21 protein-coding genes are annotated in these 24,613 nt (G+C 64.7%); 11 read left to right on the top strand and 10 right to left on the bottom strand.

Annotation, left to right across the window (positions count from 1 at the left end; all coding sequences use genetic code 11):
* Positions 1 to 31: 31 nt before the first annotated feature.
* A complete protein-coding gene (locus ACWHXP_RS19205; RefSeq protein WP_034331164.1) occupies positions 32 to 955 on the top strand; it encodes a carbohydrate ABC transporter permease in 924 nt (307 codons plus the stop codon).
* A gap of 54 nt (positions 956 to 1,009) precedes the next feature.
* Positions 1,010 to 1,861, top strand: coding sequence for a carbohydrate ABC transporter permease (locus ACWHXP_RS19210; RefSeq protein ID WP_489635272.1), 852 nt, complete (start codon positions 1,010 to 1,012; stop codon positions 1,859 to 1,861).
* A gap of 17 nt (positions 1,862 to 1,878) precedes the next feature.
* On the opposite strand, the gene ACWHXP_RS19215 is transcribed toward ACWHXP_RS19210, so the two are convergent.
* Entirely contained in the window at positions 1,879 to 2,745 is an 867-nt protein-coding gene (locus ACWHXP_RS19215) for a hypothetical protein (RefSeq protein ID WP_489635271.1), read from the bottom strand.
* A 245-nt stretch (positions 2,746 to 2,990) separates the two neighbouring features.
* On the opposite strand from ACWHXP_RS19215, the gene ACWHXP_RS19220 reads away from it, so the two are divergent.
* A complete protein-coding gene (locus ACWHXP_RS19220) occupies positions 2,991 to 3,137 on the top strand; it encodes a hypothetical protein (RefSeq protein ID WP_158601263.1) in 147 nt (48 codons plus the stop codon).
* Between the two features lie 12 nt (positions 3,138 to 3,149).
* Here the strand turns inward: ACWHXP_RS19220 and ACWHXP_RS19225 are convergent, their stop codons facing one another.
* The 3 genes from ACWHXP_RS19225 to ACWHXP_RS19235 are packed head-to-tail and all read right to left on the bottom strand — an operon-like array spanning position 3,150 to position 8,850.
* Positions 3,150 to 4,625 carry an efflux transporter outer membrane subunit gene (locus ACWHXP_RS19225; RefSeq protein ID WP_489635270.1) on the bottom strand — a complete coding sequence of 492 codons (1,476 nt, stop codon included), beginning with the start codon at positions 4,623 to 4,625 and terminating at the stop codon, positions 3,150 to 3,152.
* A complete protein-coding gene (locus tag ACWHXP_RS19230; protein WP_343726029.1) occupies positions 4,625 to 7,768 on the bottom strand; it encodes an efflux RND transporter permease subunit in 3,144 nt (1,047 codons plus the stop codon). The genes ACWHXP_RS19225 and ACWHXP_RS19230 overlap by 1 nt, the downstream gene beginning before the upstream one ends.
* Complete coding sequence (locus tag ACWHXP_RS19235) at positions 7,765 to 8,850, bottom strand: efflux RND transporter periplasmic adaptor subunit (protein WP_489635842.1); 1,086 nt, start codon at positions 8,848 to 8,850, stop codon at positions 7,765 to 7,767. The genes ACWHXP_RS19230 and ACWHXP_RS19235 overlap by 4 nt, the downstream gene beginning before the upstream one ends.
* A 220-nt stretch (positions 8,851 to 9,070) precedes the next feature.
* On the opposite strand from ACWHXP_RS19235, the gene ACWHXP_RS19240 reads away from it, so the two are divergent.
* Positions 9,071 to 9,721: a TetR/AcrR family transcriptional regulator gene (locus tag ACWHXP_RS19240; protein WP_051057342.1), complete on the top strand. Its 651-nt coding sequence runs from the start codon at positions 9,071 to 9,073 to the stop codon at positions 9,719 to 9,721.
* Positions 9,722 to 9,981: 260 nt separating this feature from the next.
* The gene (locus ACWHXP_RS19245) at positions 9,982 to 11,412 is read left to right on the top strand and encodes a sensor domain-containing diguanylate cyclase (protein WP_489625521.1); all 1,431 of its coding nucleotides are present in this window, start codon (positions 9,982 to 9,984) and stop codon (positions 11,410 to 11,412) included.
* Between the two features lie 9 nt (positions 11,413 to 11,421).
* Here ACWHXP_RS19245 and ACWHXP_RS19250 read toward each other — a convergent pair whose 3' ends face one another.
* The 4 genes from ACWHXP_RS19250 to ACWHXP_RS19265 form a co-directional block, all read right to left on the bottom strand.
* Positions 11,422 to 12,564 carry an alpha/beta fold hydrolase gene (locus ACWHXP_RS19250; protein ID WP_489635269.1) on the bottom strand — a complete coding sequence of 381 codons (1,143 nt, stop codon included), beginning with the start codon at positions 12,562 to 12,564 and terminating at the stop codon, positions 11,422 to 11,424.
* Positions 12,561 to 13,742 (bottom strand): acetate/propionate family kinase, encoded by a 1,182-nt coding sequence (locus ACWHXP_RS19255; protein WP_489635268.1) that lies wholly within the window; start codon positions 13,740 to 13,742, stop codon positions 12,561 to 12,563. The genes ACWHXP_RS19250 and ACWHXP_RS19255 overlap by 4 nt, the downstream gene beginning before the upstream one ends.
* Positions 13,739 to 14,821, bottom strand: a complete 1,083-nt coding sequence (locus ACWHXP_RS19260; RefSeq protein ID WP_489624401.1) for a bifunctional enoyl-CoA hydratase/phosphate acetyltransferase — start codon at positions 14,819 to 14,821, stop codon at positions 13,739 to 13,741. Before ACWHXP_RS19260 ends, ACWHXP_RS19255 begins: the two co-directional genes overlap by 4 nt.
* Before the next feature lie 63 nt (positions 14,822 to 14,884).
* Positions 14,885 to 16,897, bottom strand: coding sequence for a putative bifunctional diguanylate cyclase/phosphodiesterase (locus ACWHXP_RS19265; protein ID WP_489635267.1), 2,013 nt, complete (start codon positions 16,895 to 16,897; stop codon positions 14,885 to 14,887).
* Positions 16,898 to 17,117: 220 nt separating this feature from the next.
* Here ACWHXP_RS19265 and ACWHXP_RS19270 point away from each other — a divergent pair, with 220 nt between their 5' ends.
* A complete protein-coding gene (locus ACWHXP_RS19270; protein WP_134221096.1) occupies positions 17,118 to 17,309 on the top strand; it encodes a hypothetical protein in 192 nt (63 codons plus the stop codon).
* A gap of 106 nt (positions 17,310 to 17,415) precedes the next feature.
* A complete protein-coding gene (locus tag ACWHXP_RS19275; RefSeq protein ID WP_489624399.1) occupies positions 17,416 to 18,582 on the top strand; it encodes a GGDEF domain-containing protein in 1,167 nt (388 codons plus the stop codon).
* Here the strand turns inward: ACWHXP_RS19275 and ACWHXP_RS19280 are convergent.
* Complete coding sequence (locus tag ACWHXP_RS19280) at positions 18,563 to 19,837, bottom strand: NAD(P)/FAD-dependent oxidoreductase (RefSeq protein ID WP_489635266.1); 1,275 nt, start codon at positions 19,835 to 19,837, stop codon at positions 18,563 to 18,565. The two genes, ACWHXP_RS19275 and ACWHXP_RS19280, sit on opposite strands and share 20 nt — an antisense overlap.
* A gap of 314 nt (positions 19,838 to 20,151) precedes the next feature.
* On the opposite strand from ACWHXP_RS19280, the gene ACWHXP_RS19285 reads away from it, so the two are divergent.
* Genes ACWHXP_RS19285 through ACWHXP_RS19300 form a run of 4 tightly spaced genes read left to right on the top strand, consistent with a single transcriptional unit; the run spans position 20,152 to position 23,809 of the window.
* Entirely contained in the window at positions 20,152 to 20,817 is a 666-nt protein-coding gene (locus ACWHXP_RS19285) for a haloacid dehalogenase type II (RefSeq protein ID WP_209580307.1), read from the top strand.
* Positions 20,818 to 20,853: 36 nt separating this feature from the next.
* On the top strand, positions 20,854 to 21,900 hold the full coding sequence (locus tag ACWHXP_RS19290; RefSeq protein ID WP_489635265.1) for a phosphotransferase: 1,047 nt from the start codon (positions 20,854 to 20,856) through the stop codon (positions 21,898 to 21,900).
* 14 nt (positions 21,901 to 21,914) lie between these two features.
* Positions 21,915 to 23,270, top strand: a complete 1,356-nt coding sequence (locus tag ACWHXP_RS19295; protein ID WP_489635264.1) for an aspartate aminotransferase family protein — start codon at positions 21,915 to 21,917, stop codon at positions 23,268 to 23,270.
* A 35-nt stretch (positions 23,271 to 23,305) separates the two neighbouring features.
* Entirely contained in the window at positions 23,306 to 23,809 is a 504-nt protein-coding gene (locus ACWHXP_RS19300) for an Lrp/AsnC family transcriptional regulator (protein ID WP_252697061.1), read from the top strand.
* A gap of 25 nt (positions 23,810 to 23,834) precedes the next feature.
* Here the strand turns inward: ACWHXP_RS19300 and ACWHXP_RS19305 are convergent, their stop codons facing one another.
* On the bottom strand, positions 23,835 to 24,599 hold the full coding sequence (locus tag ACWHXP_RS19305) for an enoyl-CoA hydratase (protein ID WP_420104918.1): 765 nt from the start codon (positions 24,597 to 24,599) through the stop codon (positions 23,835 to 23,837).
* Between the last annotated feature and the right edge of the window lie 14 nt (positions 24,600 to 24,613).

The raw sequence follows: 24,613 nt of genomic DNA on the forward strand, positions 1-24,613 counted from the left end.
ATGGCCCGCAGAAAAAGAAGGAGCCCCCGCCATGCTAGCGCCCACATCCGCCGCGCAGCCGCCTGCGACCCAACCTGCTGCCACGCCGGTCTCCGGCCCGCAGCGCAGTGCCGCCCGCCGCAATCGCGCCGCCTTCTGGTTCCTGGCGCCGGCCTGCGTGATGACGCTGGTCTACGTGCTGTACCCGATTCTCTATACGATCTATCTCAGCTTCTTCAGCTGGGATGGCATGACCGCTCCCAAATACGTGGGCCTGGCCAACTACATCGAACTGTTCCATGCGCCGACCTTCTATACGGCCTTGAAGAACAACGTGCTGTGGCTGCTCATGTTCCTGCTGGCCCCGCCCATGGGCCTGGCCATCGCGCTTTACCTGAACCAGAAAGTGGCCGGCATGCGCGTGGTGAAGTCGTTGTTCTTCGCGCCCTTCGTGCTCTCGGGCGTGGTGGTCGGGCTGATCTACAGCTGGTTCTATGATCCCAGCTTCGGCCTGCTGTCGCTGATCCTGGGCCAGGGCGTGCCGGTGCTGGGCGATGCGCGCTATGCCACCTTCGGCATCATCTTCGCCGCCCTGTGGCCGCAGACGGCGTATTGCATGATCCTGTTCCTCACCGGCCTGACCGCCCTGAACCATGACCAGGTGGAAGCCGCCCGCATGGAAGGGGCCAAGGGCTGGAGCATGCTGCGCTACGTGATCCTGCCGCAGTTGCGTTCAACCACCTTCATGGCCTTCGTGGTCAGCATCATCGGGGCGCTGCGCAGCTTCGACCTGATCTCGGTGATGACCAGCGGCGGTCCTTACGAAAGCTCCACCGTGCTGGCGTATTACGCCTATGACCAGGCCATCAAGTATTACCGCCAGGGATATTCGGCGGCCGTGGCGGTGACGCTGTTTGCCATCATGCTGGTCTACATCATCTATCAACTGCGCCGCATGCTGCGCGACGAACGCTGATCATCCGTCGCTGCACGTCCATCGCCCAACGCTCAAGAGAAAAGAGAGATCGCCATGTTCCCCATGCCGATAGAAAAATGGAAGCCGATCAACCGCGCGCTCTACCGGGCTTCGCTGCCGGTGGCGCTGCTGATCTGGCTGCTGCCGATGCTGACCGCGCTGGTCACCTCGATCCGCTCCAACGATGAACTGATGGCCGGCAACTACTGGGGCTGGCCGCAGGACTTCGCCATGCTGGAGAATTACCGCGAGGCGCTGACCGCCTCGCCCATGCTGCATTACTTCTGGAACAGCTGCCTCATCACCATCCCCTCGGTGATCGGCGCCATCTCGCTGGCGGCCATGGCCGGCTTTGCGCTGTCCACTTACCAGTTTCGTGGCAACACGGTGCTGTTCGCCACCTTCGTGGCCTGCAACTTCGTGCCGCAGCAGATCCTGATGATTCCGGTGCGCGACCTGTCGCTGTCGCTGGGCCTGTTCAACACCATCACCGGGATGATGCTGTTTCATATCGCCATGCAGACCGGATTCTGTACCTTGTTCCTGCGCAATTTCATCAAGCAGCTGCCCTTCGAGATGATCGAGGCGGCGCGCATCGAAGGGGCCGGCGAGTGGACCGTGTTCTATCGCATCGTGCTGCCGCTGATTCGCCCGGCACTGGCAGCGCTGGCGGTGCTGGTATTTACCTTCGTATGGAATGATTACTTCTGGGCGCTGGTGCTGACCCAGGGCGATGACGTGGCGCCCATCACCGTGGGCGTGGCGGCGCTGCGCGGGCAATGGACCACGGCCTGGAACCTGGTCTCGGCCGGTTCCATCCTGGCAGCGCTGCCTTCGGTGATCCTGTTCTTCGTGATGCAGAAGCAATTCGTGGCCGGGCTGACCTTCGGGGCCAGCAAGGGCTGAAGGATCGCGGCCCGCGCTTACTGCAGGGTCGCGACGCCCGCCTCGGGCGTTTGCGGTGGTACCGGGGGCGGCACATCGGTGTGGATCATGAGTACCGTGCAAAGGCGTGCAGTCGTGCCATTCTTGGCCAGCTGCGCGCCTTTGCCGTTGTAGATCTTGCCGTTGCCCATGAAGACGCCGTCAATCTTGAAGGTCCACGAATTGGCCGGGTTCTCCAGCCGGTAACCCATCCCGGCCAGGCTCAGGGACTCGCCGGAGATGGTGCCCGACATCACTTCTTCGGCAATCTTGTTGCGCCGTCGGATGACCACACGGTTGCCGTCCACCTGGGCGTTGAAGTTGGCCTGGAAGGGCTGTGAATCCTTGTTGAAGCGGTTGGCATCGCAGGACATGACAGCGCGCCAGCGGCCGTCCGGCGGGCTTGGATCGATGCTGACCGTGCCCACGTTGCTGCCGTTGGGAGGTGCCGCCCCGGCCACGCCAGAGGGGGACATCATGCCCAGCTTGCCGCCCAGGATCACCGTGACCGTCTCGGGATAATCAAAGCCGGCACCGCTGTTGCGGTCAATGGCATAGCCGATCAGCCCACCCGCGAAGACGTTGCCCCAGACATTGTTGTTGGCCCGGGAGACGGCTTTGACTTGTCCGGTCACGCCATCCTTGGCGCATTCCACGAAGAGGTCGGCGGTACTCTTCCTGACGGTGACACTGCCCGGCGTCTTCACGAACCATTGGCCCGCGTCATTGGTGAGGGTACACGTGGCGCCCGAGATGATCTGGTTGCCCTGCGTGGCCTGAATCGAAACGGGTTGCGTCTGCGTGCCCGTGATGGAGGCACAACCGCTCAGCAGCAAGGCTGCCATGCATACCAGCATTCTCAACATGAAATCCCCGATGTTCCTTGCGCGCCCGCGCGTGTTGTCGTTATCGTTGCCGCATCCCTCGATGGCGGGCCGGAGGCCTGCCATCCTGCGAGAATATAGCCGAGCTGCGCGTCGCGTGACTGACGAATCACTGACAGGAAAGAGAAAATATTTCAGCTGAAATACGCGCGTGGTTTTTTGACATACGGCCGTGATGGCAGCGGCGCACGATGTCTCCATCGACACCGCAACCCAAGGAGAACATCATGCATACCACCACCCTGCGCCTGGCCGTGTTCATCGGCATGTTGAGCATGACTGTCGAGGCCCACGCCGGACGCGGCGGGGCGATGCTGTTCAAGGACCTGACACGGCTGTTCAGCCACCTGTTCCACCAGTACACCGGTGGCTGAACTGCGCGATCCTCAGGGCTGGGCGGCCTGCTGCGGCGGTGCGTCCAACCCCACGCCCATGGCCTGGTACAGCGTGGCCGTATCGTTCATGCGGCTGGCGGTTGCGCGAATTTCACCCAGCCTCGCATTGAGATACTGGCGTTCGCCGGCCCGCGCAGCACTGGCCGGATAAGCACCCAGTTGCGCGCGCCGCTGCGCATTGCGCCAGCCCTGCTCGGTGGCCGCGCGTGCCGCCGCCGAGGCCTGCAAGGCGTCGGCATCCTGCGTCAAGGCCACCAGACTATCGGCCACGTTCTGGAAAGCATTCAACACGGTCTGGCGATAATGCGCCTCGGCCGCGAGGTAGGCTTCCTTGCTGGCATCGCGCTTGGCGCGCAGGGCACCGCCATGGAACAGCGGCTGCGTCAGCGATGCGCCCAGACCCCACACGGCTCCCGCACCGCTGGTGGCCTTGGCCCAGGAGAAACCGGACTGGCCGAACGATGCGCTGATCGACAGGCTGGGGAACATCTCCGCTGTCGCCAGCGCCTGCTGTGCGGCCGCCACCTTCAATGCGGCATCGGCCGCGAGAATGTCGGGGCGCTGTTTCAGCAATTCCGAAGGCACCGTCATCGGCACCTGTTCGGGCAGCTTCAGGCGCGTGATGTCGAGATCGGCCGGTGCGGCATCCGGCGTGCGGCCCATCAGTACCGCCAGCGCGTGACGTGCGCCCTGCCATTGCGCTTTCAGGGCGGGCAGGCTGGCGCGCAGCGATTGCGCATTGGCGCGCGCGGACAGGACATCGTCATTGGACACGGCACCGAGCGCCAGACGCCGCTGCAATTCCCCCACGTCGGCATCGGCCAGCGCCACCAGGCGCTCGGTGTCGGCCACCTGCGCGCGCAGGGAGGCGGCATTGATGGCCGTGATGACCACATTGGCCGCTACCGCGCGGCGTGCCGCATCGAACTGGTAGGACTGGGCATCGACCTGGGCGGCCAGCGCCGAGTTGGCGAAGCGCTCCACGCCGAACAGGTCGAAGGTATAGCTGGCGCGGATCTGGCCGGCGAAGACGTTGTACAGGTTGGTGGTCGGGCCAAGATTGGGCAGACCCAGGGCGCGCTGGCGCTGGGCCTGGCCGACCGCGTCGATGGTCGGCCACAGCGATTCATCGATCTGCGCACGCAATTGCAGGCGCGCACTGGCCAGGTTGCGATCCGCTTCAGCCAGCGAATGATTGCTGCGCAGCGCCTCCTCGACCCAGGCGGACAAATCCGCCGAACCAAAGGCGCGCCACCATTGCGGCACGCTGCGCTGGCCCAGTACGAAGGTCTGGCGCGCCTCCTGCGGACCCAGCGTGGCCGGGGTGGCCTCGGCGGCGTAGTGGACCGGTTGCGGCACGGCCGGTGCTTCGCCGGTCGGGCCCAGCGCGCAACCCGACAGCAGCAGTACGGCGGCCAGCGCCAGAGGGCGCACCTGCGGGGCGAACATCAAACGAACGGCGCTCATCAGTGGCTCCCTTGCGCGGCGTGGTCGCGGTGATGGGTTTCATCCGGCTTGACCCGGTAGCACAGCGCATACAGCGCCGGCAGGTAGAACAGGGTCAGGATGGTGGCGATGGTGATACCGCCCATCAGGGCAGTGGCCATCGGACCGAAGAAGTTGCTGCGCAACAGCGGAATCAGCGCCAGCACGGCCGCCGCCGCAGTCAGCGTGATCGGACGGAAGCGGCGCACGGTGGCACCGACGATTGCATCGAAGCGGCCACGTCCTGCGGCGATGTCCTGCTCGATCTGGTCCACCAGGATCACCGAGTTGCGCATGATGATGCCCAGCATGGCGATGGTACCCAGCATGGCGACGAAGCCGAAGGGCTGGCCGAACAGCAGCAGTGCGCCCACCACGCCGATCAATCCGAGCGGTGCGGTCATGACCACCATCAGGGTGCGGCCGAAACTCTGCAACTGCACCATCAGCAACAGCAGCACGGCAATGATCATCAGCGGCATCTGCGCCGAGATCGAGGATTGCGCCTTGGCGTTCTCTTCCACGGGTCCGCCGACGTCGATGCGATAGCCCACCGGCAGCTCGCCACGCAGCGCATCGAGCTTGCGGTTGACGTCATTGGTGACGTCGATGCCCTGCACGCCGGCGCGCACGTCAGCCAATACGGTAATCGTCGGTTGGCGATCACGCTCCCAGATCACGCCGTATTCCAGCGTATTGTGGAACTGGCCGAGCGCGGCCAGCGGCACCGGGCCGTTGGCGGTCGGCATGGACAAGGTAGCCAGGCGCGACGGATCAACCCGCTCGCTGCGCGGGGCCCGCAGGTCGACGCCAATGAGTTTGTCGCGTTCGCGGTATTGAGTCACCGTGAAGCCCGACAATTGCATCGCCAGGAAATTGGCAATCTGCTGGCTGCTCAACCCCAGTTCGCCGGCACGCTTCTGGTCGATCTCGAAGGACACCGAACGCTGGGCCGGTTCATCCCAGTCGAACTGGATGTTGGTGGCGCGACTCTCCTTGCGCAATTCAGCCGCCACCTGTTCGGCGATGGCACGCACCTTGGGAATCTGTTCGCCACTGATGCGGAACTGCACCGGGAAGCCCACCGGCGGGCCGTTCTCCAGTCGGGTCATGCGCGTGCGTGCCCCGCTGAACTGCTTGCGCAGCGGCTCTTCCAGCGCGCGGGCCAAGGCCTCGCGATCTTCCACCGACTTGGCGGTGACCACGAATTGCGCGAAGTTGGGGCTGGCCAGTTGCTGATCCAGCGGCAGGTAAAAGCGCGGCGCACCGACCCCGACGAAACTGACCACGTGGTCGATCTGCGGGCGATCCTTGAGCAGCGCTTCCATGCGCACCGCCTCGCGCTGGGTGGCTTCAAAGGAGGCGCGCTCCGGCAGGTGCAGGTCGATCAGCAATTCAGGGCGGTCGGAGCTGGGGAAGAATTGCTGCGGCACCAGCGCAAAGGCCGCCAGGGAAGCGATGAAGAGCACCGTGGTGGCGATCACCACGCGGCCGCGGAAGGCCACGCACCAGGCCACCGAACGGCGCAGCCAGGTGTAGATGCGGGTCTGGTAGATGGGGTGATCGTGGTCTTCCTCATCATGGCCGGCATGCGGATTGGCGGCGATCTGTTCATCGGTGAGCGCGCCCGGCTTTTCCTTGAGCATGTGATAGCCCAGCAGCGGAATGAGCACCACCGCCGCCAGCCAGGACAACAGCAGTGCAATGGCCGAGACCTCGAAAATGGATCGCGTGTATTCGCCGGTCCCCGACTTGGCCAGCGCAATCGGCAGGAAGCCGGCCACCGTCACCAGAGTGCCGGTCAGCATCGGGAAGGCCGTGCTGGTGTAGGCGAAGGCCGCAGCGCGGCGGCGGTTCCAGCCCTGTTCCAGTTTCACCGCCATCATCTCGACGGCGATGATGGCGTCATCCACCAGCAAACCCAGTGCCAGCACCAGCGTGCCCAAGGAAACCTTGTGCAGGCCGATGTCGAACAGGTACATGAACAGCGACGTCACCGCCAGCACGATGGGAATCGAGATCACCACCACCATGCCGGTGCGGATGCCCAGCGATACCAGGCTCACCACCAGCACGATGGCGACCGCTTCGGCCACGGCTTCCAAAAAGTCATCGACCGATTTTTCCACCGCATGCGGCATGCTCGACACTGCCGTCAGCGTGAGCCCGGCAGGCAGGCGCTTGCGCAATTGTTCAGTTCGCTCGTCCAGCGCCTTGCCCAGGCGGATCACGTCGCCGCCCGGCTGCATGGTCACGCCGATGCCCAGCACCGGCTGGCCGTTGGCGCGCATCTCCTGCTCCTGCGGTTCGTCGTAGCCGCGCGTGATGGTGGCGATGTCGCCCAGGCGGAAGTTGCGGTTGTTGACGTGGATGATCTTGTCTTCCAGCGCGCGCAGGTTGTCGAACTGGCCGGTGGGACGCACGTAGACACGGTCACTGCTGGTGGTGATGAGGCCGCCCGGCACCACCGCATTCTGCCCGCCGATGGCGTCGGCCAGTTGCTGCGGGCTGATGCCCAGGCGCGTCATGCGGGTATTGCCGATGTCGATGTAGATGCGCTCCTGGCGCTCGCCGAAGTAATCGATCTTGGCCACGCCCGGCACATGCAGCAGTTCGCCGCGCAGCTGGTCGGCATAGTCGCGCAGCTGCGCAGGCGTGAAGCCATCGCCGGCCAGGGCGTAGATGTTGGTGTAGACGTCCCCGAACTCGTCATTGAAGTAAGGGCCCCTGACGCCCTGTGGCAAGGTCGCCGCAACGTCGCCGACTTTCTTGCGCACCTGGTACCAGGTCTGCGGCACCTGCGAGGCCGGGGCCGTGTCCTTGATGGTGAAGAAAAGCTGCGACTGCCCTGCGCGCGAATAGCTGCGCAGGAAATCCACATCGGGCGTCTCCTGCAGCTTGCGGGCGATGCGGTCGGTAATCTGCTCCTGCACCTGGCGCGCGGTGGCACCGGGCCAGTCGGTCTGGATCACCATCACCTTGAAGGTGAAGGGCGGGTCTTCCGATTGGGACAGGCGCGAGTAGGAACCGATGCCCAGCAGCGTCACCAGCGCCAGGATGAAGGTCACCAGCGCCTGGTGCTGCAGGGTCCAGGCGGAAAGATTGAAACGGCCAGGCGCGCTCATAGGGCGAAGTCCTCGGCGTGCAGCGGGGCGACCGGCTTGACCTTCTCACCCGCGGTAAGGGTATGCACGCCCTGCACCACCACCTTGTCCTGTGTGGCCACGCCTTGCGAGAGCGAGATGCTGCGCTCGCCGTAGGCCGCGACGGTGACCGGACGCAGTTCCAGCTTGCCATCATTGGTCACGATCCACACCGCAGGCTTGGCACCTTGATGGAACAGGGCGGTGGCCGGGAGCAGCAGCACCTGGCCCTGCGCCGTATCGGCCGGTGTGATCTTCACTTCACCGGTCATGCCGAGGCGCACGCTGGCGTCCGGCTGTTCCAGCGTGACCTTGATGCGGAAGGTGCGGCTTTGCGGATCGGCCGCCGGGCTGACCTCGCGCACGCGGCCCTTGTAGCTCTTGCCGGGCAGGGCCGCCAGCGTGACCTCGGCGGCGGCACCGGGCTGCAGGCCGGCCAACTGGCGGTCCGCCACGTCGGTGACCACGTCCACTGCGCCCGACCAGGCGAGCGAATAAACCGGCTGGCCCGCACTCAAGACGTCACCGGTATTGGCCTGCTCGGCGCTGATGACCCCATCATGCTGGGCTACCAGGGTGGTGTAGTCGCGCTGGTTGCCGGCCACCGAGGCACGGGCCTGCGCGGCCTTGAATTGCGACAGCGCGGCGGCATGCGCATCCTGGCTCTGCTCCAGTTGCTGGGCGCTGATGAGCTGTTCGGCGGCTTGTGCGGTGTCACGCTGCAACTGCTTCTCCGCTGCATCCAGATGCTGGCGGGCGGAGGCCAGTTCGGCGCGCGCCGAGGCGGCATTCTGGTCGGCGTCCGAGGGATCGAGGCGCGCCAGCACCTGGCCCTTGCGCACGGCGTCACCCAGATGCACGCGCCGTTCCACCAACTGGCCGGCCACGCGGAAGGAGAGCGAGGTTACGTAGCGCGACTGCACTTCGGCCGGCAGGTGCAGCGGCCGGGTGCTGCCGCGTTCCTGCGCCTGCAGCACCACCACTTCGCGCGGGGCGTCGGCGACCGGGGCCGGCTTGCTGCAGGCCGAGAGCAACAACGTTAAGGGAATCGCCAGCAGCGCCATGCGCGCCAGCGGAACGCGGCGAGGGGCCGAAAGAGACGTGGAAAGACGGCCGGAACACGGACGGGAGACTGGCTTCACAGCATTCCTTTCGGGAAAGGGTAGTGTCAGGTGTCGGACCGCGGCGCGTTCCGCATCTTTACAAAAGTTCAGCGATTCTAATGCACATATGAATTCAAATGCAATACTGTATCCGAATACAACAGTGTTAGAATCCAGCCCCATGACACGCCAACGACTCAGCCGCGAGCAAAGCCGTGAGCAGACCCGGGAACGTCTGCTGGAGGCGGCGCACGCGGTGTTCATGCAGAAGGGATACGCGCAGGCCAGCGTGGAGGATATCAGCACCGCCGCCGGATACTCGCGCGGGGCCTTCTACTCCAACTTCGATGACAAGGAGCAGCTGTTCTTCGAGCTGCTGCGCCGTGAAGGCGAGAGCATCGACCGCGGCTTCGAGCGCATCCTCGGTGGCGAACTGACCGACCCCGATGCCCTGCGCGACGCGCTGGCAGTGCAGTACTCGGCGCTGTACCGCGATGACAAATGCAGCCTGCTGTGGATGGAAGCGCGCATCATTGCCTTGCGCGACGAAAAATTCCGCGCCCAGCTCGATACCTTCCTGGAGCAGCGCTACGGCCAGATCACCCGCTTCGTCGAAGCCTACTGCCGCCTGACCGGCACCGCCCCGGCCGCGCCGCCGCGCGAGATCGCCATCGGGCTGATGGCCTTGTGCGAGGGCGTGAGTTTTTCCTATCGCTGCGTACCGCACATCGTCGATGGCAAGACCGCCGAATCGGTGCTGGCGTGGTTCCTCAAGGCGTCCATTGCGATTGCCGCACCCGGTGCAGCAGTGGTTGCAAGTCCTGCTGCCTGAGAAATCGCTGCAACAACTGGTATGACCTCCCCTGCTCGTGTTGTTGGCAGGCTGCATCCCGCGGCCTGGAAGCTGCGCGCACTGGCGCTTGCTGCTATATTCCGTTTCCAAAAAAGGGGCTGCCTGCTCGCCCTTTCCTGCAGATAGCCACGTGAGGCAGTTCCCGGAACAGAAATGGACGGGCCACGCATCTGGTCTGTGACGTTCCGGAGTCCAAAATTCAAATCCTGAAGCGCGATGTGCAAAGGGGCTGGGTGATCATGGTCTTGATGGCCATCCTGCTCGGCGGCGGTGCCATCTACCAGAGTCACCAGCAGGCGAAAGAAACGGCCATCGGCCATGCGGCCAACATCACGCTGGTGATGCAGCGCGGCCTGCAGCGGCACGCAGAGTTTTTCTGTTCGGTCCTCGATTCCATCGGCGAACGCTATCGCCAGGTGCTGCATTTCCCGGTGTCGGGCAGCGAGCTGGGATCGTTTCTCTTCACGGGCGGACAAGCCAATCGCTACATCGTCGAAACCGCCGTGCTCGACAAGCACGGCCTCCTGGTCTCCAGTTCACGCAGTTCGCCGACGCTGCTGACCAATGATTTCAGCGATGCGCCTTTGTTCCAGGCCCAGCAGAACGCCGACAGCCCCGCCGGCAAGCTGTTCCTCTCCAAGCCGATCCAGCTGGCCAAGGATTACTTCGTCGTCGTGCTGTCCCGGCGCATCACCGACGTGCAGGGCAACTTCGCTGGCGTGGCCATGATGGTGCTGGACCTGGCCTATTTCCGTTCCATGCTGGAAGGGGTGGATGTGGGCAACAACGGCGTCCTGTCGATCTACTCGCGCGATGCCACAGTGTATGTGCGCATTCCCTATGACCCGGCCATGGTCGGCCGCAATCTGAGTTCGGCACCGATGCTCGACAGTTTCCTGAAGCAGGACTCCGGTCACTTCTTCTGGAAGTCGGTCAATGACGGCGTCGAGCGCCTGTACGCCTTTCACGCGGTGCCGGGCACCAACCTGATGGTCTTCGTCGGCTATGCCAAGAGCAACATCTACAACTACTGGCAGAAGACGCTGGCCATCCTCATCATCGGTTCCATCCTGCTGATCTTCAGCGCCCTCTCCTTCTTCCGCTCGATGCAAAGCGAATTCCTGCGCCGCCATGCGTCGGAAAAGACCCTGACCACGCTGGCCACCATCGATGGCCTGACCGGACTGATCAACCGCCGCTCGATGGACGAGCTGATGGCGCGCCACTGGCAGCACCTGCGCGAGGGAACGTTGCGGCAGCTCAGCGTGATCTTCATCGATGTCGATTTCTTCAAGCTCTACAACGATGGTTACGGCCACCAGTCCGGCGACCTGGTTCTGGCCCAGGTGGCGGCCGCCTTGCGGACCAGCCTGGCGCGCAATGAGGACGGCGCGGCGCGCTATGGCGGCGAAGAATTCGTGGTGATCCTGCCGGGCAGCGATGCGGCTGGCGCGAGCAAGGTGGCCGAGCGCATTCGGGCAGCCGTCGAGCACCTCGCCCTGCCGCATGCGCACAGCCGTTTCGGCATGGTCACCATCAGCCTCGGCGTGGCCCAGGCCGACTTGCAGCGTCACGCGCAAGCCGAACAACTCCTGGCCGAAGCCGATCAGGCCCTGTATGCCGCCAAGTCAGCGGGCCGCAATCGGGTGGCGATCAGTTCCGCGATCTGAGGTCGGCCTTCATGCAGCGAGCCACTGCGCGATCTGCGGCCAGGCCTCAGCCAGGGTGCGCCCGCCCATGAACAGGCCGATATGCCCGCCCGGCACCACGCGCTGCGTGATGTGCGCAGCAGGGGTGCCCACCAATTGCGCTGCGTTGAGCACCTGCTCGGGTGTGGTGATGTCATCGCGTTCCCCGGCCAGCAGGTAGAGCGGGCAGGTGATATCGCGCAGGTCCAGCATCTTGCCCAGCGCCACGTACTGGCCGCGTGCCAGCAGATTGGCCTTGAAGATCTGGCGGATGGCCTGGAGATACCAGCGTCCCGGCAGGTCGATCGGCGTTTCGTACCAGGCCGCGAAGATCTCGCGCTTGGCCAGATACACGGGGTCGTCGATGTGCTGGAACAAGTCCACATGTTCGCTGAAGTAATGCTCGTCGGGATGCATGTTCTTCCAGCCCTGCAGCATGAAACTGCCGCGCATGAGGCCGCCGCCGGTACGCACCAGATCTTCGTAGAAGCGAATCGGCGTGCGCTCCACCATCTGCTTGAGCGGGCCTTCTCCCGCCCCGGCATCGATGGGCGAGCCGGCCAGTACCAGCCGCTGTACCTTGTGCGGGAAGCGCGCCGCGATCATGGCCGAGATCCACCCACCCTGGCACAGACCCACCAGGTTGGCGCGCCCGCCCAGTTCATCGATGACCACGCAGAGATCAGCCAGATAATTGTCGATCTCCAGGTCCTTCATGTCCTCGCTGGCGCTGTGCCAGTCGGTCAGGAACACGTGCGGTACGCCATGTTCCATCAGCGTTTCGACCAGGCTCTGACCGCGGTAGTAGTCGGCGATCACCGAGGTGTGTCCCGCATAGGGAGCCACCACCAGCGTCGGGACCGCATGCGCGGCAGCGGGCTTGCCGTATTCGCGCAAGCTCAGCGTACGCAGCGTCAGGCGCACCTGGTTGGCGGTGGCCATCTGCGGGTGATGCAGGGAATGCAGTTTGGTCTCTTCTTCCAGAAAGCGCAGATGCTTGTCCACCACTTCCTGTCCCTGGCGGAACACTTCGGTGGCCAGCATCATGGGCCAGAACAGCGGTACGCAGCCGGGCCCGCAGGCCGCAGGCTCTGGTGCGGGATGGCGGGCGTGGCTGGCAGATGAGGTCGTCATGCAGGGCTCCCATGGATGAGTCTTGCCGCATCGTCGGCAATGACCTGTTCTTCATTGGTCGGAATGACCAGCACGCGCACGCGGCTGGCCTGATGGCTGATGCATTCGAGATGCTGGGTGTTGGCGCTCTCGTCGAGCTGCACGCCCAGCCAGTCGAGACGAGCGCAGATGGCCGCACGCATGCGCGCATCGTGTTCGCCGATGCCGGCCGTGAAGACCAGCGCATCCATGCCGCCCAGCGTGGTCGCCAGGCGTGCGGTTTCACCGGCACAGCGCAACGCGAACAACTCCAGCGCCTCGCGCGCGGAGGGTTCCGTACTCTGCTGCAGGGTGCGCACATCGGCGCTCACCCCGGACACACCCAGCAGGCCAGACTGGTGGTACAGCAAGTCTTCCAGCGCCGCCGGCGTCATCCCTTGCTGCAGCAGATACAGCAGCACGCCCGCATCGAGAGCACCACAGCGCGTGCCCATGGGCACGCCTTCCAGCGTGGAGAATCCGGTACTGGCATCGACACTGCGCCCGTTCTGGATGCCGCACAGGCTGGCACCATTGCCCAGATGCGCCACCACCACGTTGCCATGCGCCTCGGGCAACTGGCGGCGGCGCAATTCACTGGCGATGTAGCGGTAGGAAATGCCATGGAAACCATAGCGCAGCACGCCCTCGTCATGCAGCTTGCGCGGCAGCGCGAAGCGGCGCGCCAGTGCATCCTGCGTCGCATGGAATGCGGTATCGAAGGAGGCCGTTTGGGGCAGGCCCGGGCGCAGGCGCCCGATGGCGCGGATCAGGCGCAGGTTCTGCGGCTGATGCAGGGGGGCCAGCGGGGCCAGCGATTCCAGTTCCTGTTCGATGCGCTCATCCAGCAGTACCGAATGGGCCAGATGCAAGCCGCCATGCACCACGCGATGGCCCACTGCACACAGCGCGCCCTGCTCGTGACCCACTTCCAGCTGGTGCAGCACCTGCTCCAGTACCTTGTCCATGGAGGCAGCAGGATCGGCGTCGATGGCCATGGCCGACGCCTTGCCTTCGATCTCCAGGCGCAGCCGCAAGGGAGACAGATGCAGGTCGAGCTGTCCGTGGCCGATCTTGCTGGCGCGCTCGCCATCGAGCCGGAAGACGCCCAGTTTGATCGAGGACGATCCTGCATTGAAGGTCAGCAGCCAGCGATTCATGCAGCCTCCTTGCCGACCGCCTGCACCTTGCTGCGCGAGGCGAACAGACGGGCCAGTGCCGAGGAGGCCAGACGCACGCGCAGGCTGTCGGCGCGGCTGGTGAGGATGACCGGCACGCGTGCCCCCAGCACCAGCCCGGCGGCCTCGGCCTGCGACAGGTAGATCAATTGCTTGGCCAGCATGTTGCCGGCTTCGAGGTCGGGGACCAGCAGGATGTCGGCACTGCCGGCCACCGGCGAAGTAATCTGCTTGATGCTGGCCGATTGCAGACTGATGGCATTGTCGAAAGCCAGCGGGCCGTCGACCAGCGCACCGGTGATCTGATGGCGCGTGGCCATCACGGTGAGGGCTGCGGCATCGAGCGTGGAGGGCATGGCCGGATTGACCGTCTCCACTGCCGCCAGCACCGCCACATGCGGACGCGGCACGCCCATCACGTGCAGCAGGTCGATGGCGTTCTGGCAGATGTCGCGCTTGTGCGCCAGGGTGGGCGCAATGTTGATGGCGGCATCGGTGATGATGAGCGGCTTGGCATAGGTGGGAATGGCCATGGCATACACATGGCTGATGCGGCGCTCGGTACGCAGTCCCGAGCCGGAGGCCACGACCGCCCCCAGCAGTTCGTCACTGTGCAGGCTGCCCTTCATGAGCGCGGATACCCGCCCTTGTACCGCCAGCTCGACGGCGCGCGCAGCGGCGGCGTGGCTGTGTTCGGTGGACTCGATCTGCAGACCCGCCAGCGACAGGCCGGCTTCTTCGGCGACGCGCCGTATCCGGGCTTCAGGCCCGACCAGCAGCGGCTCCAGCAGGCCCTCTTCGCGCGCTTCCAGCGCGCCCTGCAAGGCCTCGGCGGAACAGGGGTGGACTACAGCGACCCGCATCGTCTGCGCGCCCAGGGCATCGCGGATGAGTTGACCGTAGCGCTCGGCAGGCGTGGCCTGCGTCGGTGGAAACATGGTGTCCTCCTGAGGGAATGGCATGAGGCCGGACGCACTCATGCGGGCTTGCTGTGTCGCAGCATAGCCGCAGGCGGAGGTGAGTTCAATTGCAGGATTGCCCGCAAACCGGACAGAGAACACAAAGCTTGATCTGCTTCAACTTTGTCCGGGTGCATCCGCCGTCGCGGGCGGGACTGCGGACGGTCAGGCCGGAGTCAGTGCCAGCACGTGCTGGCGCGCGCGTTCGGCGGGCATCGGTTCGGCAAAATAATGCCCCTGCATGGCGTGACAATGCATGGATTGCAGGACCTGCAGGTCTTCCTCGCTCTCAACACCCTCGGCCACCACCTGGAAGCCGAAGGAGGCCGCCAGTTGCAGCACCGCCGACACCAGCGCCTGGTTCTCGGTCTGGTCGGCCAGGCCGGTGACGAAGCTGCGGTCGATCTTCACGCGCGAGACGTGCAGCTGGCGCAGGAAGCCCAGCGAGGAATAGCCCACGCCGAAATCGTCGATGGCGATGCTCACGCCCTGCAGCGCCAGCGCGGTCAGCGTCTGGGTGGCGGCCTGCAGGTCGAGCGCGGTCTCTTCGGTGATCTCGATCTCCAGCATCTGCGCCGGCAGGTTCTGGCGCTTGAGGGTGCCCACCACCAGATCCTCGATGATGATGCGCTCCATTTCGCGCGGCGAGATGTTCATCGACACGCGCAGGTCGCTGCGGCCGTTGTCCCGCATGAACTGGATCATGTGCGCCACCTCGCCCATGATGAAACGCAGCAGCTCTTCCGACAGTCCTGCCAGCGCTGCAATCTCGATCAGATCGGGCGGCGCAATCGGACCATGGCGGCGATGCGTCCAGCGCACCAGCGCTTCGAAGCCATCAAGCGCGCGCCCGTCCTCGCAGACGATGGGCTGGAACCACACCTGCAGTTCGCCATCGGCCAGCGCCTGCGCCAGATCACGTTCGACATCGCGCTTCATCTGCAGATGCGCATCCAGCGCCGTATTGAAGACCTGGTACTGATTGCGGCCACGGCGCTTGGCCTCGTACATGGCGGCATCCGAGCAGACCAGCATCTCGTTGATATCGTCGCCACGCGACAGGTAGATGCCCAGGCTCAGGCCGATGTGACGATGGGCCAGGCGCGCGAAGGGCTGGCGCATCGCTGCGATCAGGCGCTGCGCCACGTGCTCCGGCGGCTCCGCGTGGGCGGTGAGCGGATAGAGGATCACGAATTCATCGCCGCCCAGGCGCGCCAGCGTAGCGCCCTCGGGCAAGGCCGCCTGCAGGCGGCGTGCCACTTCGATGAGCACCTGATCGCCCGCTTCGTGCCCGTAGGCATCGTTGATGACCTTGAAGCCATCCAGGTCAAGGAACATCAGGCATTGGCGTTCCCGCTGCTGCACCAGGACCTGCGCGGCCACCTGCATGAAACCGGCACGGTCCAGCAGGCCGGTCAGCAGATCGTGCTCGGCCTGGTATTGCATGCGCGCGGCGAACTGGCGCAGGTCTTCGTGGGCCACGGCCAGGGCCTGGCTGGCGGCAGTGGCTTCGTTCTTCAGGGCGCAGGCGCGCGCGAACATGCGCTCGCCCACGCGGGCACCGCGAATCAGGCCGGCCAGGTAGATCACGGCCGTCGCTGCCAGCGCCAGGCGGGTCGGCGTGCGATTGAAGGCAAACAGGCTGAAGATCACCGACAGCAGCGGCGGCGTGATGAAGCTGATCGGGATGCGAGCAAACGCGAAGCCGTGGGTGACCGCACCGGCCGTGATGCCGCACACGCAGGTCAGATAGAACAGGGTCTCGGGTGTGGTATAGCCTTCGCTCAGCCAGGGCATGCCGGCCCAGGCGAAGCCCGAGATCAGGGCGAGGATCCAGTGCAGGCGCAGGTTCAGTTCCACCACGTCGCTGGCGTCGCGCACCTGACCGCGCGGGGCCATCCACGGCACCAGTTGCGCCACGCGTTGCGGTGAGAGGCGGCACAGCGGGATCCGCACCAGGTTGACCAGCGTGGCGCAGGCCAGCCAGATCAGGGCCACCCAGAATTTGCCGGAATGCCAGGCCACGAAAGTGGAGATGCCGCTCAGCACGAAGGCCACCGGGATCGACAGCATGACGGTATGGCGGGCCGCCGTGAGCTGGTCCGCGCGAATCAGTTGTCGCAATGCAAGCCGGGACGCGTGGTCGCCGGCACCGGTTTCTGTCTTGAGTTCGTTCACATCCCCATCCCGTGGTGCCCAGTTGCGCTGCCCGCCGAGCGGCGAGGCAGAAGCGGCGGCCACCTGCCCAAGGTAGCGCTACCGATGGCGGGTATTATCCAATGAATAAGAAGAATTCCCATCAAAACATGAGCCCCATTGAGATTTATCAACGAGTTGTTGGCGTGGAAGAGACAAGCTCCGGGCTTGCTGAACCCCTTTCATGACCTGGAGAACCCTCATGTCCCAAGACAACGGCAACTGGTTATCGGCCGAACAGGCCGTCATGCCCGATGGCAGCGAACGTCAGAACTTGCCCCTGATCAACAGGAAACTGCCGCATCTCTCGCCGCAACAAGCTGCCGACAGCACGACGGCGGCAGACGCTGGAGAAGCATCAACGGCACCTGCCGGGCCAGCGGCGGCAGACTGAGTTCTCCCGCAGCAACACCTCCTGCGGAGGGATTTCCGGAGGCATCGTGCCGGAAGGCTAAAATGGAGCCGTATTTATTGCGCGGCAAACTGGCGCTGCTCCTGTCATGGCTCTCGATCCCTCCACTCTTCTCATCCTCACCATCGCGCTGGCGGCAGCCGCTTCGCTCTACCTGGCCATCGAATGGACCAGCGTCCGGGAACGTTCGCTGCTGCTGTGGAGCAGCGGCTTCGCCATCATCACGGTCGGCTCCTTCCTTGCGCTGCTGCGCTCGCGCGGCTATCTGCTGGTCGGCATCTGGTTCGCCAACGGCTTGCTGATCGCGGCGCATGCCTGCTTCCTGGCGGGCGTGGCCTGGTTCACGCGCACCCGCATCTCGCGCGCCTGGTGGCTGATTGCCTTGCTGTGGCTGCTGATGCTGTTGCTGCCCGTGCACGCCTGGTGGTCGCGCGTGATGCTGGGACTGCAATCGCTGATGATCGCCGCCCTCACCTTGCAGGCCAGCGCCCTGCTGCGTCCGCATGGTGCGTCGTTGAGCGTGGGCGCGGTGCAGCTGCGCTTCGTACTGCTGATCCATGGACTGTTCTATGTGGCCAAGGCGGTCTCGGCGCTGGCGCTGGGGGCGTTCGTGGATCTGGCGGCCTTTGGTGGCGTGCTGATCCAGGTGTCGCTGGTGGAGGGATCGATGGCGGTGATGCTGATCGCCTTGTCGATGACCGGCACCGAGCGCCATCGCCGCGAAGAACGCATCGGGCAGTTGGCCGCACGTGATCCCCTGACCGGACTGCTGAACCGGCGCGCCCTGCAGGCGCGCGCACCGGCGCTGCTGGCACGGGCCAGCGAGGCCCATCCGGGCGCGCTGCTGCTGATCGACATCGACAACTTCAAGCAGGTCAACGACCTGCACGGCCATGCCGCCGGCGACAAGTTGCTGGAAGCCCTGAGCACGCTGCTGCGTGAAGTCTTGCCCGCCGATGCGCTGGCCGCGCGGCTGGGCGGGGATGAGTTCGTGATCCTGTTGCAGGATGTGCGTGAAGAACAGGTCGCCCATCTCGGCGAACAGTTGCGGATGGCCTTCTCCCACGTGGCGCGCAAGGGCGTGGCCACTCCCGAGGCGGTGAGCCTGAGCGTGGGCGTCAGTCTCTACACCAAGCCGGCACTGGCGCTGGAAAGCCTGATGGCGCTGGCCGATGCGGCCCTGTATGACGCCAAGCGCGCCGGACGCGACCGGCTCGTCGTGAGCCCGGCACACCTCACTGCAGCCAATCCTTGAGCCGGTACCAGGCCCCGACCAGGGGCAGGAACCAGGGCTTGCCCAGATGACCGGGAATGGCCGGCCAGTCGAAATCTTTCCATGGATTGAGATCGGTCCTGCCGTCCATGACCTCGGCCATCAGCGTCCCCATGAGGCTGGCCATGTGGGTGCCGTGGCCGCTGTAACCCATGGAATAGAACACGCCATCGCGCTGCCCGGCACGCGGCAGGCGGTCCACCGTCATGTCGACCATGCCGCCCCAGCAATAGTCGATGCGGACCTTGGCCAGTTGCGGGAAGACCTCCAGCATCTGGCTGCGCAGGATCTCGCCGCTCCGGGCATCGGACTGCGGATTGGACACCGCGAAACGCGCGCGTCCGCCGAAGAGCAGGCGATTGTCCGACGTAGCGCGGAAATAATTTACAAAATTCTTGGTGTCGGTGTACATGCGCCGCGTCGGCAGCAACTGTGCCAGCAGCTCCGCCGGCAAGGGTTCGGTGACGATCAGGAAAGCGCCGACCGGCACGATGCGGCGGCGTATCCAGCCAAAGGGACCGACCTGGGAAATGCCGCTGCTCAGCAGCACCTGGCTGGCGCGCAGGCTGCCGGCAGGCGTCTGCACCTGATAGCCGCCTCCTTGCGCCTTCAGGCCCAGCACGGGAGTGTGTTCGAGGTAGATCGCACCGCGTCGCTGGGCCGCGTGGGCCAGGCCGCGCACATAGCGGCCGACATGCATGCCGGCGCTCTTTTCCATCAGCAGTCCACCGTAGTAACGGTCGCTGCCCAGTTCGTCACGCAGCTCGGCGCGGGTGATCAGGCGCGTGTCAGCATCCACGTTGGCGGCCAGCAGGGCCTGGCTGCGCGCCAGCTTGTCGACGTGCTCGGGCTTGGCCGCCAGCTTGAGCTTGCCGTAGCGTACAAAACTGCAGTCGATGGATTCCTCGCGCACCAGCCGTTCCACCGTATCGACGCCGGCATCGAAGGCGCGATACAGCCGGTTGGCCCATTCCGTTCCCAGGCGTTGTGACAAGGCAGCGTAGTCCTGCGCGAAGCCGTTGTTGCACATGCCGCCGTTGCGGCCGGAGGCGGCACCGCCGACGATATCCGCTTCGCACACCACCACCCTGGCCCCCTTGCGCGCCAGCGCCAGGGCGGCCGCTGAACCGGTGATGCCGCCACCGACGACCAGTACGTCGCATCCGTCGCCCGGCAAGGCGGTGTGGGTGCTGACGAAGGGGGATGAGGTGTCCAGCCAGTACGACTTCAATTGCATCAGGAGCTCCATCGACAGTCGGCAGCCGGATCATGAACGCAGGGGACGAGGCCGCAACGGGGTGTGGACTGATTATGGTGCGCGCTCCCGGTACGGTGATTAATGCTCATTGAACGCAGCATTAAGCCCAGGTTAATGCTCGTGCAGCGCCCGTCCTTGCTGGCTGCCAGCAGGACGAGCAGCGCAGCGTAACGAAAAATGCCGGAAAGCTGACTTTTAAAAGTAGAAGCTGCTCCGATCCCGGCGCAATAAAAATTATTAGTTGGAGGCCGGCGACCATACTTCTTCCATCCCCAACGAAGGAGTTTGAGCAAATGACTTTCAAGCCGAAGTACATCAGTTTTGACTGCTATGGCACCCTGATCAATTTTGAAATGGGCCCGACCGCCCGCAGGCTCTTTGCCGACCGCGTCGACGAGAAGCGCATGCCGTCCTTCCTGGATAGCTTCCGTTTCTATCGTCTCGACGAAGTGCTGGGCGCCTGGAAACCGTTCCTGGAGGTGGTGGACAACGCCATCCGCCGCACCTGCCACGCCCATGGCGTGGAATGCCGGGACAGCGATGGCCAGGCCCTCTATGCGGCCGTGCCGACCTGGCAGCCACATCCGCATGTGGTGGAAACGCTGGAGAAGATCGCGCCCCACATCCCGCTGGTGATCCTCTCGAACTCCATGATCGACCTGATTCCGCACAGCGTGGCGCACCTTAAAGCGCCCTTCCATGCGGTCTACACCGCCGAGGAAGCGCAAGCCTACAAGCCGCGCGGGCAGGCCTTTGAATACATGTTCGACCAGCTGGGCTGCGGCCCGGAAGAGATGGTGCATTGCTCGTCGAGCTTCCGCTATGACCTGATGACGGCCAAGGATCTCGGCTTCATGGGCAAGGCTTACATCGACCGCAATCACGAGCCCTACTGCGATGGCTATGGCGTGAGCCGGCTGACGGACTTCCGCCAGCTGGCCACGCTGGTAGGCCTTTGATGGCTGCCGTCGCGCCTACGAGAGACAGGACGCATCATGCTTGAGACCGCATTGCAAGAACCCGCCGCCTTGAATACGGCGGCACCTGATCTTGCGCCGGCAGCGCTGGAACAACTGGCCGCCGCCCGCTATGGCATCGCGGGCAAGTCCAGCGCCCTGGGAGGTGAGCGCGACCAGAACGCCTGCATCGAGAGCGCCGATGGCACGCGCTACGTGCTGAAGATCAGCAATCCTTCCGAACAGGCGGCGGTGGTGGATTTCCAGATCGCCGCGCTGGATCACATCGCGCGGGCGGCACCGGATCTTCCGATTCAGCGCGTACTGCGCTCCTTGAGCGGGCAAAGCATCGAACAGGTGACACTGCCGGATGGCAGCGTGAGCATGGTGCGCCTGCTGACTTACCTCGACGGCGTACAGATCAAGCACACCGAACGCAGCGACGGCCAGCGGCGCGCCATGGGCAGTGGCCTGGCCAGGCTGGACCTGGCCCTGCAAGGATTCAGCCATACCGGGGCGCATCATGACCTGCTGTGGAATGTCTCCACAGCGCACCGCTTGCGCGACAAGATGGAAAGCCTGCAGGATCCGGCCAAGCAGCAGCTGGCACGGCACTTCATGGCGCGCTTCGAACGAGATGTGCTGCCGCGCCTGGGCGACGTGCGTGCGCAGGTGATCCACAACGACTATCACCTCTACAACGTGCTGGTGGCACCGCAGGAGCTGGAGCGCATCACCGGCATCATCGATTTCGGCGACATGCTGCATGCGCCACTGGTGGGTGAAGTCGCCACGGCGGCCGCGTTCCACATGACCGGCAGCGAGGATCCGTTTGCCGGACCAGCGCAGTTCGTCGCGGCCTATCACGCCGAGCTGCCGCTGACCGCGCCGGAACAGGAGATCGTCGCCGACCTCATGGTCACGCGCCATCTGGTCACGGCGCTCATTTCCGAATGGCGCGCGGTGCGCTATCCCCACAACCGCGCCTACATCATGCGGCACAACCCGGCGGCCTGGGAGGCGCTCGGCCAGCTGGCCGACCTGCCACGGCAGGACGCGCGTGACCGCCTGCTTTCCGACATCTGACACAGGAGCATTGCATGAGCACCCCTACCGACCTCACCATGGTCAACGCCTACATCCCCGGCCGTGCCGACGTCGGGCCCGTCACCGGGGCCCTGATCGAGCGCCGCAATGCCCTGCTGGGGCCGGCGTATCGGCTGATGTATGAACATCCCTTGCACATCGTGCGTGGCGAGGGCGTCTGGCTGATCGATCCGCAGGGGCGGCGTTATCTGGATGTGTACAACAACGTCACTTCGCTGGGACACTGCCATCCGGCCGTCACCGCAGCGATCTGCGAACAGGTGCAGACGCTGGCCACCAACACGCGCTACCTGCACGACACCATCCTGGAGCTGGCCGAACGCCTGCTGGCGACGGTGCCGGATACATCGCTGGCGCACCTGATGCTCACCTGCACCGGCAGCGAAGCCAATGACCTGGCCTATCGCATCGCCAAGGTCCGCACCGGCGGCACCGGCGTGATCGTCACCGACACGGCGTATCACGGCATCACCGATGCGGTCTCGCAGTTCTCGCCCTCGCTGGGCAGCAGCGTCAACCTGGGACCGCATGTGCGCCTGGTGCCGGCCCCGCGTGCCTATCATGCGCCGGGGCAGGATTTGGGAGAAAAATTCACCCGCGACGTGCAAGCCGCCATCGCCGACCTGCAGCGGCACGGCATCCAGCCTGCCGCCCTGATCGTGGATTCACTCTTCACCAGTGACGGCATCCTGCCGGGACCAGCGGGCTTCCTCCGGGGCGCGGTGCAGGCCATCAAGGCGGCCGGCGGCCTGTTCATCGCCGATGAAGTGCAACCGGGCTTCGGCCGCACCGGCGAGCACATGTGGGGCTTCCAGCGCCACCGGATTGCGCCGGACATCGTGACCATGGGCAAGCCGATGGGCAATGGCCAGCCGGTCGCAGGCATTCTGGCGACGGCCGATGTGTTGCAGGAGTTCGGGCAGCGCTCGCGTTACTTCAATACCTTTGCCGGCAATACGGTCTCGTGTGCCGCTGCGCTGGCGGTGCTGAAGACGATTGAACGTGAAGGCCTGATTCCCCATGCACGGGAGGTCGGTGGCGTGCTGTTTGACGGCATCCGTGCGCTGGCCGAACGCCATGAAGCCATCGGCGACGTGCGCGGTGCGGGCATGTTCGTGGGTGTCGAACTGGTCTCGGACCGGACGCAGCGCACGCCTGACCGCGCGCTCACCAGCGAGGTGGTCAACCGCATGCGTCAGAAGGGCGTGCTGCTCAGCGCCTGCGCGATGGGCCACAACGTGCTCAAGATCCGGCCGCCGCTGGTGCTGACGGCGGAACAGGCGGGCATGGTGATCGATGCACTGGACGAGTCGCTGACGGAAGCGCGATCGGCGGCGGGGCGGCGTTGATCCTGAGGCCGGCGATGCGGTGCTATGATCGGACCATGCGACCTACCGACCCTCTCGACCGCACCGACATCAAGATCCTCGAGCACTTGCAGCGCGAGGGCCGGTGCTCGAACGTGGAGCTGGCCGAGGCCGTCAATCTCAGCCCCAGTCCCTGTCTGACCCGGACCAAGCGCATGGAAGAAAACGGCGTCATCGCCGGCTATGCCGCCCGGGTCGCGCTGGACAAATTGGGCAGTCATGTCGTGGTGTTCTCCGAGATTACGCTGGGCAGTCATCGCCCGGCGGACTTCCGCAAGTTCGAACAGGGCGCGGCCAAGTATGCGGAAATCGTGGAGTGCTACAACGTCAGCGGGGGGTATGACTATTTGCTCAAGATCGTCTCGCCCACCGTGGCGCTGTTTCAGGAGTTGATGGAACGCTTGCTGGAGGACGAGATCGGCATCGAGAAATTCGCCAGCCGCATCGTGTTGCGCCATCCCTATGAGCAGCGGGTGGAGCCGGTGGAGGTGATTGCTTCGGGGAAGAGCAGCTGGAAGTGACGGCGGGCGCCCCCGCCGCCCCGGCTCAGGCAAACTGCGTGAAATCCGGCTTGCGCTTCTCGAAGAAAGCCGTGAACGCTTCCTTGGCCTCAGGCGCGGTCAGCATGCGCGAGAAGTGCTCGATCTCGGCCACCATCTGCTGCTCGGTCGCAGTGACGCGATTCTTCTTCATCAACTGCTTGGTCACCCGGATCGAGGCCGCCGGCAACGCCGCCAGCTTGGCTGCCTGCTGCTGCGCATAGGGCAGCAATTCCTCCAGCGGCAGCACGCGGTTGACCACACCCATCTGGCAGGCTTCGTCTGCGCCGAAGGCTTCGCCCAGCAACAGCTTCTCGGCCGCACGCTGGTAACCGGCGATGTGCGGCAAGAGCAGCGAAGACGCCGCCTCCGGGCACAAACCCAGTTGCGTGAAGGGCATGGAGAACTTGGCATTGTCAGCTGCATACACCAGGTCGCAATGCAGCAGCAGCGTGGTACCGATGCCCACGGCCACGCCCGAGACGGCCGCCACGATGGGCTTGCTGGCATGGCTGATCTGCCAGAGGAACTGGAATACCGGCGCATCCTGGGTCTTGGGCGGATTCTTCAGGAAGTCTTCCAGGTCATTACCCGCCGAGAAGGATTTGGGCTTGCCGGTGAAGAGGATGGCGCGGACCGCATTGTCAGTCTCTGCCTCCTTCAAGGCATCGGCCAGCTGCTGGTACATGGCCGCGGTGATGGCGTTCTTCTTGTCTTCGCGATCGAAGTGGATGGTCAGGATGCCATCGGCCTTGGTGAGCTGGATATCCATCTGCACAGTCTCCT

This window comes from Herbaspirillum sp. Her2, from assembly GCF_057961375.1.